The sequence below is a fragment of the Sinorhizobium sp. 22678 genome, assembly GCF_052044265.1.
GTDB lineage: Bacteria > Pseudomonadota > Alphaproteobacteria > Rhizobiales > Rhizobiaceae > Sinorhizobium > Sinorhizobium meliloti_A.
In genome coordinates this window covers 286,827-299,904 of sequence record NZ_JBQEMS010000003.1, presented here as the reverse complement: position 1 = coordinate 299,904, position 13,078 = coordinate 286,827, and the positions used below count along the sequence as shown (strand labels likewise).

Below are 13,078 nucleotides of genomic sequence, written 5' to 3'. Positions count from 1 at the left end.
CTACACAAGCCGGTCGTCAAATGAAACCTGTGTGACCGGGCGCCTTCAGGCGGTCATCGCCCTGAAGTGGCCGAGCATCCGCGCCGCGTCGGGTTCGAGCCCGGTGAACAGCCGAAACGCGCCGACCGCCTGGAACACCGCCATGCCGCCGCCGTCGAGCGTTTTGCAGCCACGCCGCCGGGCCTCCCCGAGAAGCGCCGTTTCCAGCGGAAAATAGACGATCTCGGCGACCCAATGGCTTCGCGAAAGAAGCTCCGCGTCGAGCGGCAATCCGGGATATTTCGCCATGCCGGTCGGCGTCGCGTGGATGAGGCCGGCGGCATTTCCCATTTCCGAGGGGAGATCGGTGCCGGCCGCCACCTCGGCTTTCGGAAAGAGAGGGGAGAGCATCCGGGCAAGCGCCTGCGCGCGGCCGGCCTCGCGGTCGAACACGACCAGCCGCTGCAAGCCGAGCGAGAGCGCGGCATAGGCCGTGGCGACGCCTGCTCCGCCGGCGCCGAGCTGGACAGCGCAGGAGAGGTCGGCATCCGGCAGGCCGCGCCGGAAGCCTTCGGCAAAACCCCACCAGTCCGTATTGTGGCCGTAGCGCCGTCCGCTTCTGAGGACCACCGTGTTGACGGCGCCGAGTTGCCGTGCCTCGGGGGCGAGCTCGTCGAGATAGGGAATGACCGCCTGCTTGCAGGGATGGGTGATATTGAGCCCGGCAACCCCCCGCCGCTCGGCGTCGGCGAGCAGGCGCGGCAGGTCCTTCTCGCTCGCCCCCAGCACGTTGAGATCGATCAGCTCATAATCGTAGCGAATGCCCTGCGCCGCACCTTCCGCCATGTGCATCGCCGGCGTCAGCGAAGCCTGGATACCCGCGCCGATCAGGCCCGCCTTCAAGGATTTTACAAGCGTTTCGGTCATGCGTCGGGTTCCGGTTGTTTCGTTTTCGGCTGCGGCCACGGCGCGCCGGCCCGTCCGGTTGCGGGCGGACCGGCATGACGATCACTGGCCGCGGGCGGTGCCGATTTCCTTGAAGAGCGCCTCGACCGTCTCCTGGCCGATATCGGCACTGAACTTCTCGATCATCGGCTTGACGGCATCGCGCAGTTTCTGCGTTTCCTCGGGGCTCAGTTCGCTGACCTCCATCCCCGTCTTGCGGATCTCTTCGAGTGCTGCGGCATCCTGCTCGCGCGAGACCTTGCGCTGGAAGTCGCGCGCTTCGACGGCTGCCTGTTGCAGTACGGCCTTCTCCTCGTCATTGAGGCCGTCCCAGAACTTCTTGCTGACGAGCACGATCTGCGGATTGTACTGATGACGGGTGAGCGTCATGTACTTCTGCACCTCGTAGAATTTTGCGTTGATGATGTTGGCGGAGGGATTCTCCTGGCCGTCGACCGTTCCCGTCTCGAGCGCGGTATAGAGCTCGGTATAGGGGAGCGGCACCGCATTGGCGCCGAGCGCGTTGAAAAGCTCGACCGGGATCGGCGACTGAATGGTGCGGATCTTCAGGCCCTTGATGTCTTCGAGCTTGGTCACCGGATGCCGGTTGTTGGTCAGGTTGCGGAAACCGAGCTCCCAATAGGCGAGGCCTACGAGCCCGGTGTCGGGCAGGCGTTCCATCAGGCCGGTACCGAAGGGACCGTCCATCACCTTGTCCGCCTCCTCGCCGCTGTCGAACAGGAAGGGGAGGTCGACCGCGCCGAACTCCTTGACGTTGCTCGCCAGAATGCCGGCGTTCAGTACCGTCATCTCGATGACGCCGCCCTGCAGCGCCGAAACGGTCTGCACGTCACCGCCGAGCGTCCCGCCCGGGAAGAGCTTCACCTCGATTTTGCCGCCGCTCTTCTCCTTCACGAGCTCGGCGAATTTCTCCATGCCGGTCACCTGCGGATGACCCTTGTTGTTCGCCGAGGCGAATTTGACCGTTTGATCGCGGATTTCTGCCAGTGCCGGCCCCGCCGTCATGAGTGCCAGTGGCACGGCTAGGCCCAGTGCCATTTTGGTCAGTCTGTCGAACATGTTTTCCTCCCAGGTTGGGCCGGTATCGTGCCGGCCTTGTTGACAGTCGAAAATCGCGCGTCAGCGCCCGAACCAGGAGACCGGAACGGTCACCAGTTCAGGGAACAGGACGAGCAGGAAAAGAACGATCAGTTCCGCGAAGAGGAAGGGCATCACGCCCTTCATGAGATTCTCCATCGAAAGCTTCGACACGCCGCAGATGACGTTCAGGACGGTGCCGACCGGAGGGGTGATCAGGCCGATCGAGTTGTTGATGATGAAGAGCACGCCGAAATAGACCGGATCGATGCCCGCCTGTTTGATGACCGGCATCAGCACCGGCGTCATGATCAGGATTGTCGGCGTCATGTCCATCGCGGTGCCGACGATCACGATCAACACCATGATCGCGATAAGCAGAGCCGTCTGGTTGCCCATCAGGGGCTCGAGGAGTGCGGCGAGCGCGCCGGGAACGTCGGCAACGGTGATCAGCCAGGCCGAAACCGCCGCGCAGGCGACGAGGAACATCACCACGGCGCTGATCTTGGCGGCCGAGACGAAGACGTGGAAGAGTTGCGCCGGCGCCAGTTCGCGATAGACGACCATCGAAACGAAGAGCGAATAGACGGCGGCGATGACACCCGCCTCCGTCGGCGTGAAGACGCCGAACTTCAGACCGACGATGATGATGACGGGCAGGAAAAGCGCCCAGAGGCTGTTGACGAAGGCCCTGAGCCGCAGCCTGCCGCTCTGCCGCGGCGGCAGGTCGAATTGCTCCTTGCGGGCGACGATCAGCCAGGTGATCGAAAGCGCCGCGGCGATCATCAGTCCCGGGAATATGCCGGCGAGGAAGAGTTTGGTGATGGAGACGCCGCCGACCACGCCGAATAGGATGAAGCCGATCGAGGGCGGTATGATCGGGCCGATTATCGAGGCGGAGGCGATGAGCCCGCCGGCACGCGCCGGGTCGTGGCCGCTTTTCAGCATCATCGGCAGAAGCAGCGCGCCGAGTGCGGCCGCATCGGCGACCGCCGAACCGGAAAGACTGGAGAGAATGCAGGCCGCGAAGATCGCGACGAAGCCGAGCCCGCCGCGGATATGGCCGACCATGGCCATGGCCAGTGCGACGATGCGGCGGGAGAGGCCGCCCGTATTCATGACCTCGCCGGCAAGCAGGAAGAAGGGAACGGCCATCAGCGGGAAGCTGTCGGCACCGTTCAGCACGTTCTGCGCCACGATCTGGGCGTCGAAGAGGCCGAGATAGAGCATCAGCGCCACGCCGCTCAGGATGAGGGCGAAGGCGATCGGCACGCCGAGAGCCATAGGTCCGAGAAGGGCGCCGAGGAAGATGGATACGGTCATCGCCGCCTCCTCAATGCTTCGCCGAAAGCGGACCGAGTGCGGGGGCAGAAAGGTCGTCGAGTGCTGCTTCGTCCTCGCTGTCGCGTACGAGATCGGTCGTGGTCACGTCGATGCGGCCGGTCGCGATCGCGAAGGCATCGGCGAGCAGGATCAGGAAGGCCGGAATGCCGAAGGCGAGGCCCGCACCGTAGAAGAAGGCCATGGAGATGCCGGTCGCCGGCGCGCCGACATGGAGGTTGATCAACGTCTGGGTCCAACTGCCGCTGATCACCAGCCAGATTGCAAAGAGCATCAGCGCGTGGCCGCAGAGCACGGCCGCCTTCGCGGCGCGCGGCGGCAGGCGCTTGATGAGCGAGTCGACGCCGAGATGGCCGTGCTCGCGCATGGCGACCACGGCGCCGAGAAAGGTGAGCCAGACGAAAAACATCCGCGACAGCTCCTCCGACACCGTTATTCCCTGGTTGAAGGCATAGCGCAGCACAACATTGCCGAAGACGAGAACGACCATGCCGGCAAGCAGCAGCGCGATCGTCACCTTCAACGCGAAGAAATAGAAATCGATGATGCGGCTCATCCGCTCCTCCCAAGCGACAGGCGAGCGACAGCCCAAGGCGCAGACCTGTCGCAGGCTTCTCCTCCCAACCAGGCGGTCGCCCGGAGCCCTCCACCACGCTCCTTCGTGGCGTTCGGCATGTCTCGTTGCAAAATGTACTAACTAGTTCGGAAAATCAATCCCGCGAGGTTGAAAGGGTTCGGCAAGGTGATATGTCTTGATCCATCGTTCGGGAGGTCCGTGGTTCGACCGCCGCCTTGCTTCGGCAAATTGGATCGGTAAACGGCTTGAGGGAGAGCGGGGGAGCAGCGGTGAAAATGGCGGAGCGGCAGGCAAACGGCAGGAAGAACGATCCGCAGCGGACGCAGGACGACATCCTCGAAGTCGCGACGGAGGAGTTCTCCACCCATGGCCTCGCAGGCGCGCGCGTCGATCAGATCGCCGAGCGCACCCGCACGTCGAAGCGGATGATCTATTATTACTTCGGCAGCAAGGAAGCGCTGTATCTCGCCGTCCTCGAGCGGTCCTATCGCAAGATCCGCACGCTGGAGGCCGACCTGGAGCTTGCGAACCTGCCTCCGGAAGAGGCACTTCGCACGCTGATCGCGACCACCTTCGACCATGACGAGGCCAATCCGGACTTCGTCCGTCTGGTCAGCATCGAAAACATTCATCGCGCCGCGCACATGCTGCGCTCTGATGCGATCCGCGACCTCAACGTCTCGGTGATCCAGATGATCGACGCGATCATCGAGCGCGGCCTTGGCGACGGGACCTTCCGCCGCAAGGCCGACCCGATCGACGTGCACATGCTGATCAGCGCCTTCTGCTTCTTCCGCGTGTCGAACCGCTACACCTTCGGCACGATCTTCCGTCGGGACCTGTCGGAGCCCGAGACGATCGCGCGGCATCGCACGATGATCGCCGATGCCGTGGTGAGCTATCTGAAGGGCGACGAGCCCAGCGCGGCGCTTCGCTAGATCCTCTCCGTTTTCATTTCTGCGACCAGCAGGGGAGCGAGGGCGAAAAGCATTCGCTTGTAACGTTCTCGGGATTGACAGGCATGGCTTCGGTAATGTTATTACGTCGCTATCGAGTAATGTAATAACATAGCGACTTCGGGAAGATCCGCTGCGCGAGGACTTTTCGATAGCCCGGCCGTGCCGACGGATTGCGCGGACGAAAACTGTTTCAACACAAAGAAAGGACCCCCATGATATTGTCTCTCACCCGGGCCCGCCTGATGGCAGCAGTGGCGACCGCTTTCGTCCTGGCCGCACCCGGCGCACGCGCGGATGATCATGAGACGAAGGAGGCGTGGCGCCTGTTCGTCGCCGATCACACGCAGCCGGTGGTACGCGCCATCGACTTTTCGGACGGCAACGAATTGGGCCGCTACGACACCAAGGGATATGCAGCCCTGACGGTCAGCGCATCCGGTCAGACGGTCTTCGCCGCGCAGTCGGAAGAAGACATCGTACACGTCATCAAGACCGGCATCGGGTTCTCGGATCATGGGGAGCATCGCGATCTGGAAGTCTCCGATGTGGCGCTTCTTCCGGTGGCGCTCGAGGGCAAGCGCCCCGCCCATGTGGTGCCGCATGACGATCACGCGATCATTTTCTACGATCGCGGCGGCAAGGCGGACATCGTCGATGAAGCCGCACTTCTCGAAGGCAAGGCGCAGGTCAGGACGATCGATACGACCAGGCCGCACCATGGTGTCGCCGTGAGCATGGGGCGCCACGTCCTCGTCTCGGTGCCGGACACGGAAATCGAGCCGAAGCCGGACGAACTGCCGCCGCGCGTCGGCGTGCGTGTGATCGACGAGAAGGGCGGGCAGATCGGCGAGATCAGCAAATGCACCGACCTGCATGGCGAGGCCACATCAGCCCGTCTCGTCGCCTTCGGCTGCAAGGAAGGGGTGCTCGTCGCCCGCCCCGGCGGTATCGACGGGCCGAAGCTCACAATGCTTCCCTACCCCTCGGATTTCCCGAAGGGTCACACCGGCACCCTGCTCGGAGGCAAGGCGATGCAGTTTTTCCTCGGCAATTACGGCGACGATAAAGTCGTGCTCATCGATCCCGACAGCAGCGAACCGTATCGGCTGATCACGCTGCCGACTCGGCGTGTCGACTTCCTCCTGGATCCTGCAATGCCGGCCAATGCCTACATTCTGACGGAAGACGGCGACCTTCATGTGCTGGACGTGATCAAGGGGGAAATCCTCCGCAAGGGCAGGGTCACCGAGCCATACAGCAAGGACGGCCATTGGCGTGATCCGCGCCCGCGCCTGGCGGCAGCCGACGGCCAGATCGTGATCACCGACCCGCGACACGCTCTCCTCCGGGTGACCGATGCAGAGACTCTCAAGGAGACCCGCACGATCCCCATCGAAGGTCAGCCCTTTGCGATCGTCGCCGTCGGCGGTTCGGGCGCCTCGCACTAATTTCGAGCGGCTTTCACGTCGGGCTCAGTGCAGGTGCCTCAGCTTGTCGGGGTTCCTTACGACATAAATCGCAGCGATTTTGCCGCCCTCGATGTCGAGGGCGGTGGTCTGGATTTCGCCGTCGGCTTCCATCGTGATGAAGCCGGGCAGCCCGTTGACGAAACCGATGCGCAGCAGTTTCGAGCCGTTCGCCCGAAAAAGCGCAGCCAGCTTCTCATGGACCTTCATAACGGCATCAAAGCCGACGATCGGCATGATCGCTGCCGAGCGCTTGCCGCCGCCGTCCGCATGGATGCTGACATCGGCCGCGAGCATCGCGCCGAACGCGTTCATGTCCCCGCTACGCGAGGCCTTGAAGAAGGCCTCCGCAAGCTGGAGGCCGCGCTCCTTCTCGACGTGAAAGCGAGGCCTTGCCTCCCGGACATGCGAGCGTGCGCGGGCGGCAAGCTGCCGGCAGGCGGCGGCGTCGCGCTGGATGGTCGCCGCGACCTCCTCGAAACCTAGCCCGAACACGTCGTGCAACAGGAACGCTGCCCGCTCGAGAGGGGACAACCGCTCCAGCGCCAGCATCAGCGGCAATGTGACGTCTTCCTCTTCCTCCTCCTCCACGACGGGATCGGGAAGCCAAGGCCCCACATAGGTCTCGCGCTGGCGCCGAGCCGATTTTAGCTGATCGAGGCAGAGCCGGGTGACGGTGCGGCGCAGGAAGGCCTCCGGTTCGCGCACCGCGGCGCGGTCGGCCCCCATCCAGCGGATGAAGGCCTCCTGCACCATATCCTCGGCGTCGGCAACCGAGCCGAGCATGCGATAGGCGACGCGCATCAGCTTTGGACGCAGCGGGTCGAAACTCGCTGCCGCATCCGCTTGCGTAGCCTGTGTCATCAGGCGACCGCCTTCTCGGCGATTGTCTTTGCGGCTGCCGGTTCGACCCACAGGCCGAAGCCCACGGCGAGGCGGTTCCACCCGTTGATGACATTGATCATGAGCGTGAGCTTCACCTGCTCCTCCTGCGTGAACTCGGCATTCAGCGCCTCATAGGCGGCGACGTGAGTGTGGCCCTCCGACAGCCGCGTCAAAGCTTCCGTCCAGGCGAGCGCAGCGCGCTCGCGGTCGGTATAGCACGGCGCCTCGCGCCATGCCGAGAGCAGGTAAATCCGCTGCTCGCTCTCGCCCTTGGCACGCGCCTCCGTCGTATGCATGTTGATGCAGTTTGCGCAACCGTTGATCTGCGAAGCGCGGATCTTGACGAGCTCGATAAGGCTCGACTCGAGGCTCGAAGCGATCGTGGTCGAGATGCTGAACCAGCTCTTCATCAGCGAAGGGGCGGCGGCAAAGGGATCAAGTCTGGCAGTCATGGTCGGTCTCCTTTTGTTGGTTCCGACACCATGACGAGACAGAGTTCGCCGGTGTGACATCGATGCGAATTTTTTTGCGTGGATCAACTTTTACTGTTCCAGCGAACCGCCGGAATTCCTCGGATCGGCCGCCCCGGGAGCCATCACGCCGATCCCGAAGGGGTCGAAGTGCTTCGGATTCCTAGTGACCACGACCAGGTCATGGACTTTCGCGGTGCCGGCAATCAGCGCATCGGCCATGCCGGGACTGTGACCGGCCGCCACTGCGATTGCTCCCAGTTGGCCCGATCTTGTGGAAACGGTCGTGTCTATCGACAGGATCCTGTCGTCGTAGGTCGACACAAGGCCGGAAAGCCAGAGCCGAAGACTTGCTCCTCTCGCCGTGGCTCCCATCCGCTCGAGCAGGGCGACGCCCTTTTCGATTTCGTGAACTGTCAACACGGAGAGGAATCTCGTGCCTTCCGCATCGGCCGCCTCCAGCCAGCGGATAAAACCCTCCGGCACTGTCGGTTTGGACGGCGAGAACATCGAAATGACGGTCGTGTTGAGGGATAACCGCTTACAGATCGACATCCCGGGATGGTGAACTGTTGCGTTCGAACTCACCGCCGGGGAACTTCTGCAGATGCGAGGTCAGGCTGGGCCGGATCCTGTTTAGGGCCTTGCGTGCAATCTCCGCTGCCGCAAGCGGAACCAGCGCTGCGACGGGCTTTCCGTGGCGGGTGATCGTTACGAACTCGCCGGCGATCGCCTCGTCTACATAGGCCGACAGGCGGGCCTTGGCATCTTTAAGACTCACGGTCGACATGGTTTCATCCCAGGCATGTAGTCACATGTGACTACATGAATGCGCCTGCGGGCGGAGGAATTCAAGGCTCGATCTCGGGCTCGGCCCCGCGGCGGGAAGACGACGACGAGGGCGGCAACCGCGATCCTGATGACCGAGAGGATAACACAGGTGCGATCGCGGCCGCCGAGCGGGGTGCCATAGGCGACGCGGAAGAGCCGTCGCCGGTGCTTCGCTGGATGTCCCCGCGGGCGGAAAGCGGGCAACAAGGCTGCGTTGCAAAGCCGCTCACTCCGTCCTTATACTCCTCGGGCTATGGAGAAGACCTTCGTCGCGGCGCAAGAGGAACGGCCTGGGGAAGCTTGGCTTTCGCGGTTTGCCGCCGGTCGAGCCGAGGCGGAGAGCTGGTATTTCGGGCGGGCCCGACGAGCATCGGGTCCGAGCGTCAAAGAATGTCGCGAGGCCTTACGGCAGTACATGCCGGAACTCGTTCCTCACTATGAGCACGCCTGCGCTCTCGTTGGAGATGATGAGGTTGCTCATCGGATGCTCAGTCACTTTCGACCCGCGCCGGATGCTTACGGCTGCAGTCAATCTGTCTGGCTCGGGGAAGGGGGCCCGGCACTGATCCGCAATTTCGACTATCCGCCGAGTGTGGCCTCCGATCGTTTCGAAATGACCCGGTGGTCCGGGATGAAGGTGATCGCGAAGGCGCAACGCCCTTGGGGAGGCTGCGTGGACGGGATGAATGAGGAAGGACTGGTCGCAAGTGTTACTCTTGGGGGCGGACGTTCTCAGGGCAGAGGGTTCTCGATCATCCTCGTGATCCGCTACGTGCTGGAGACCTGTCACCAGGTCGAGCAGGCTGTCAAAGCTCTATGCCGAATACCTGTGGCGCTCGCGCAGAACGTCACCGTACTGGATAGTGCCGGCAATTATGCCACTCTGTTCCTCGGGCCGGGCCAGCGCCCGATCATTACGCGCCTGAAGGCATGCGCAAATCATCAGCGGGCGGCACGACCGTCATCATTCTCGGTGGCTCGACAGCAATTTATTCTGCAAGCACTAGAGGATCCTTCCATGTCGCTGGAGAAGCTGACGGATGGCTTCCTTCGGCCGCCGCTTTATTCCGTGAGCGGCCCCCATCCCACCCTCTACACAGCCGTCTATCGACCTGCAAAAGGCAGAGTAGACTATATCTGGCCGGGGAAACGCTGGTCTCAGCGTTTCGAAGATTTCCAGACAGGCGAATACACGCACACCTTCACCGATCGATTTCCCGGTCAGTGAGGGGGCGCATGGGGCCATGCGCCCGGTGCACCAGACCGATCCGGTTCAATCCTCCTCGACGAAGACCTGCTCGCGCTTTTTCTTGATGCTCGGCAGGAAGACGACGACGAGCACGGCGAAGGCAATGAGGAGCAGGGTCGCACTGATCGGCCGGGTGACGAAGGTCGTCGGGTCGCCGCGCGAGAGGATCATTGCGCGCCTGAGGTTTTCCTCGAGCAGGGGGCCGAGCACGAAGCCGAGGAGCAGCGGCGCCGGTTCGCAGCGCAGCTTCAGGAGCAGGTAGCCGACAAGGCCGAAGAAGGCGACGGCGTAGAGGTCGTAGACATTGGAGTTGACGCTGTAGACCCCGATCGAGCAGAAGGCCATGATGATCGGGAAGAGCACGAAATAGGGGATCTTCAGGAGCTTCACCCAGAGACCGATCAAGGGCAGGTTCAGGACCACCAGCATCAGGTTGCCGATCCACATCGAGGCGATGATGCCCCAGAAAAGCGCCGGCTGCTCCACCGCCACGTTCGGGCCGGGTACGATGCCCTGGATGATCATCGCACCGATCATAAGCGCCATCACCGGATTTGCCGGAATGCCGAGGGTGAGCAATGGAATGAACGAGGTTTGCGCGCCGGCATTGTTGGCGCTTTCAGGTCCGGCGACACCCGCGACCGCGCCGCGGCCGAATTCCTCCGGCCGGTCGGAGAGGCGCTTCTCCACCGTGTAGGAGGCGAAGGCGGCGAGGATCGCGCCGCCGCCGGGCAATACGCCGAGCGCCGAGCCGATGGCCGTGCCGCGCAGGACCGGAGCGACCATCTGCCTAAAGTCCTCGCGCGTCGGCATCAGATCGGTGACCTTCGCCATCAGCACTTCGCGCGTCTTCTCGCTTTCGAGATTGCGGAGGATTTCGGCGATACCGAAGACGCCGACCGCCAGCGCCACGAAATTGAGGCCGTCCGAATATTCCCGGATGCCGAGGGTGAAGCGCGGCGTGCCGGTATAGATATCCGTGCCCACGAGGCCGAGAAGCAGGCCGAGCGCCACCATGGCAAGCGCCTTGATGACCGATCCGTGCGCAAGCGCGACCGAGGAGACGAGGCCGACGATCATCAGCGAGAAATATTCCGCCGCGCCGAACTCGAGCGCGATCTCCGTCAAAGGCGGCGCGAAGAGCGCGACCAGGAATGTCGAGACCGTGCCGGCGAAGAACGAGCCGAGCGCCGCGATTGCGAGCGCTGTGCCGGCGCGGCCCTTGCGCGCCATCTGATAGCCGTCGATGGCGGTGACGGCAGAAGAGGATTCGCCGGGCATGTTGATCAGGATCGCGGTGGTCGATCCGCCATATTGAGCGCCGTAATAGATGCCGGCGAGCATGATCAGCGAAGAGACCGGCTCAAGCTGGAAGGTGATCGGCAGCAGCATGGCGATGGTCGCAGTGGCGCCGATGCCGGGCAGCACGCCGATCAGGGTTCCGAGGAGTACGCCGATCAGACAGAAGAGCAGGTTCGCCGGCGAGGCGGCTGTGGCAAAGCCGAGGGCAAGATTGCTGAAGAGTTCCATCGTCGCCGACTCCTAGAACCGGGTCCACGGGCCGAACCGCTCGAATGGCAGGTTGAGGCCGTAGCTGAAGACGCCGACCGAAAAGATGGTCAAGGCAAGCGAGAGAGCGATCGCCCAGAGCGGCTTCATCCGGCTGGAGGCGAAACAGGCGATCAGCGCCGTGAAGAAGAGTGAGGGGACGAAGCCGAGGCCGCGCACGGTCAGCCCGAAGAAGATCGGCGCCGGAAGGATGAAGACGATGCCGCGGATGGCGATCGGCCCCATCGGCTCGCCGTGAACGCGCGCCGATTGCACCAGGATGATCAGACCGAGCAGGATCAGCACGGCGGAGAGAACCAGCGGGAAATAGCCCGGGCCCATGCGGAAGGCGGTGCCGAGCTCGAGCCCGAGCGACTGCCAGGCGAAGAACAGCCCGACGGCCGTCAGAATGCCGCCGCACAGCGCGTTGGTCGTGTCGAAAGAGATGGATTTCATCGTTTCCCCATTATTTCCGTGAGTGCCGATCCCTTTTCCGAGGAGCGTGCCGCACCGGTTTTTGGCGAATATCTTCGCATGTTCTGCTGGCTGATGCATGTCGCCCGAAAGTGGGAAGCCGAGGCATCGCCTGTTGACAGCTGTCAACGCCGGTGCGGGCGCATTCTCGCTAGGCGCCCGCACGGATTGAAGGCCTGACGCGCGATCAGTCGGCGTACTGGCCGGCGGCCTCGATCACCGGCTTCCAGCGGGCGATCTCGCTTTCGAGCTTGGCCTTCAGCGCCGCTGGGGTTGCGTCGGCTTCGCTCGACGGCTCGGTGCCGAGTTCGCCGAAGCGGGCAACCACGTTCTCGTCCTTGAGTGCCTTCTGCAGCGACTTGGAGAGGCGGTCGGTGACTTCGGCCGGCGTGCCCTTCGGCGCATAGATGCCGTGCCAGATGCCGACCTGGAAGCCGGCAAGGCCCGCTTCCTCGGCGGTCGGCAGATCGGGGAAGATCTTGAGGCGCTGCGGCGAGGTCACTGCATAGGCCTTGATCGTGCCGCCCTGGATCTGCTTCGTCGTGTTCGTCGTCTGGTCGCACATGATGTCGACCTGGCCGCCGAGCAGGTCGGTCATCGCCGGGCCGGTCCCTTTGTAGGGCACGGTCGTCAGCGGCGTTTCGATCGCGCTCATGAACATCATGCCGCAAAGATGCGACGCCGCGCCGATGCCGGCATTGGCGACCGTCACCGTGTCCTTGTTCGCCTTGACGTGTTCGATCAGGCCCTTGAGGTCGGTCGGCTCGAAATCCTTGCGGGCAACGATGGTCATCGGAACTTCGGTGACGAGGCCGACATATTCGAAGGCATTCAGCGTGTCATAGGCGAGCTTGCGATAGAGCGTCGCGCTGGTGGCCATGCCGATGTGATGCAGAAGCAGCGTGTAGCCGTCCGGATCGGCCTGAGCGACGCGGCCGGCACCGAGCGTCCCGCCGGCGCCGCCGACATTCTCGACGATGATCTGCTGGCCGAGATCCTTCGACATGGACTCGGCGACGAGGCGGGCCACCGTATCGGTCGGGCCGCCGGCCGAGAACGGCACCACCATGGTGATCGTGCGCTCCGGATAGGTTTGGGCGTTCGCCGAAGCGGCAAAAAGGGAAACGGCGGCGGCTGCGCCCAGAAGCGCGTTAAGGATTTTCATCTTTTCCTCCCGGATGAAATTATCGACCAGCCGGCATGGTTCCTCCCGCCGGTTCTGGGTTCACCCATTAGCAGGCCGGATTTTAGCACAG

General features: G+C 63.3%; 14 protein-coding genes. 3 read left to right on the top strand and 11 right to left on the bottom strand.

Going from position 1 to position 13,078, the window contains the following annotated elements; genetic code table 11:
* Nucleotides 1-45: 45 nt before the first annotated feature.
* From ACTJKL_RS06930 to ACTJKL_RS06915, 4 genes are all read right to left on the bottom strand, one after another.
* Nucleotides 46-906 carry a shikimate dehydrogenase gene (locus ACTJKL_RS06930; protein ID WP_411926454.1) on the bottom strand — a complete coding sequence of 287 codons (861 nt, stop codon included), beginning with the start codon at nucleotides 904-906 and terminating at the stop codon, nucleotides 46-48.
* An 81-nt stretch (nucleotides 907-987) separates the two neighbouring features.
* Complete coding sequence (locus tag ACTJKL_RS06925; protein WP_018096027.1) at nucleotides 988-2,004, bottom strand: TRAP transporter substrate-binding protein; 1,017 nt, start codon at nucleotides 2,002-2,004, stop codon at nucleotides 988-990.
* A 60-nt stretch (nucleotides 2,005-2,064) separates the two neighbouring features.
* The gene (locus ACTJKL_RS06920; protein WP_440852519.1) at nucleotides 2,065-3,345 is read right to left on the bottom strand and encodes a TRAP transporter large permease subunit; all 1,281 of its coding nucleotides are present in this window, start codon (nucleotides 3,343-3,345) and stop codon (nucleotides 2,065-2,067) included.
* Between the two features lie 10 nt (nucleotides 3,346-3,355).
* Nucleotides 3,356-3,919, bottom strand: a complete 564-nt coding sequence (locus tag ACTJKL_RS06915; protein WP_275599560.1) for a TRAP transporter small permease — start codon at nucleotides 3,917-3,919, stop codon at nucleotides 3,356-3,358.
* A 296-nt stretch (nucleotides 3,920-4,215) separates the two neighbouring features.
* Here ACTJKL_RS06915 and ACTJKL_RS06910 point away from each other — a divergent pair, with 296 nt between their 5' ends.
* Together ACTJKL_RS06910 and aztD are read left to right on the top strand one after the other, a co-directional pair.
* Nucleotides 4,216-4,878: a TetR/AcrR family transcriptional regulator gene (locus ACTJKL_RS06910; protein ID WP_100671012.1), complete on the top strand. Its 663-nt coding sequence runs from the start codon at nucleotides 4,216-4,218 to the stop codon at nucleotides 4,876-4,878.
* A 233-nt stretch (nucleotides 4,879-5,111) separates the two neighbouring features.
* Nucleotides 5,112-6,347 carry a zinc metallochaperone AztD gene (gene aztD, locus ACTJKL_RS06905; protein ID WP_100671014.1) on the top strand — a complete coding sequence of 412 codons (1,236 nt, stop codon included), beginning with the start codon at nucleotides 5,112-5,114 and terminating at the stop codon, nucleotides 6,345-6,347.
* Between the two features lie 24 nt (nucleotides 6,348-6,371).
* On the opposite strand, the gene ACTJKL_RS06900 is transcribed toward aztD, so the two are convergent.
* The 4 genes from ACTJKL_RS06900 to ACTJKL_RS06885 form a co-directional block, all read right to left on the bottom strand.
* Complete coding sequence (locus ACTJKL_RS06900) at nucleotides 6,372-7,229, bottom strand: sigma-70 family RNA polymerase sigma factor (RefSeq protein WP_100671016.1); 858 nt, start codon at nucleotides 7,227-7,229, stop codon at nucleotides 6,372-6,374.
* Entirely contained in the window at nucleotides 7,229-7,702 is a 474-nt protein-coding gene (locus ACTJKL_RS06895) for a carboxymuconolactone decarboxylase family protein (RefSeq protein ID WP_440852518.1), read from the bottom strand. The genes ACTJKL_RS06900 and ACTJKL_RS06895 overlap by 1 nt, the downstream gene beginning before the upstream one ends.
* 90 nt (nucleotides 7,703-7,792) lie before the next feature.
* Nucleotides 7,793-8,275 carry a type II toxin-antitoxin system VapC family toxin gene (locus tag ACTJKL_RS06890; RefSeq protein WP_440852517.1) on the bottom strand — a complete coding sequence of 161 codons (483 nt, stop codon included), beginning with the start codon at nucleotides 8,273-8,275 and terminating at the stop codon, nucleotides 7,793-7,795.
* A complete protein-coding gene (locus ACTJKL_RS06885) occupies nucleotides 8,262-8,510 on the bottom strand; it encodes a type II toxin-antitoxin system Phd/YefM family antitoxin (protein WP_324764430.1) in 249 nt (82 codons plus the stop codon). Before ACTJKL_RS06885 ends, ACTJKL_RS06890 begins: the two co-directional genes overlap by 14 nt.
* Nucleotides 8,511-8,804: 294 nt before the next feature.
* On the opposite strand from ACTJKL_RS06885, the gene ACTJKL_RS06880 reads away from it, so the two are divergent.
* The gene (locus ACTJKL_RS06880) at nucleotides 8,805-9,779 is read left to right on the top strand and encodes a C45 family peptidase (protein ID WP_100671022.1); all 975 of its coding nucleotides are present in this window, start codon (nucleotides 8,805-8,807) and stop codon (nucleotides 9,777-9,779) included.
* Nucleotides 9,780-9,824: 45 nt separating this feature from the next.
* Here ACTJKL_RS06880 and ACTJKL_RS06875 read toward each other — a convergent pair whose 3' ends face one another.
* From ACTJKL_RS06875 to ACTJKL_RS06865, 3 genes are all read right to left on the bottom strand, one after another.
* Complete coding sequence (locus ACTJKL_RS06875; RefSeq protein ID WP_100671024.1) at nucleotides 9,825-11,330, bottom strand: tripartite tricarboxylate transporter permease; 1,506 nt, start codon at nucleotides 11,328-11,330, stop codon at nucleotides 9,825-9,827.
* Between the two features lie 12 nt (nucleotides 11,331-11,342).
* Entirely contained in the window at nucleotides 11,343-11,804 is a 462-nt protein-coding gene (locus tag ACTJKL_RS06870; protein ID WP_100671026.1) for a tripartite tricarboxylate transporter TctB family protein, read from the bottom strand.
* Nucleotides 11,805-12,009: 205 nt separating this feature from the next.
* On the bottom strand, nucleotides 12,010-12,987 hold the full coding sequence (locus ACTJKL_RS06865) for a tripartite tricarboxylate transporter substrate binding protein BugD (RefSeq protein ID WP_100671028.1): 978 nt from the start codon (nucleotides 12,985-12,987) through the stop codon (nucleotides 12,010-12,012).
* Nucleotides 12,988-13,078: the final 91 nt, after the last annotated feature.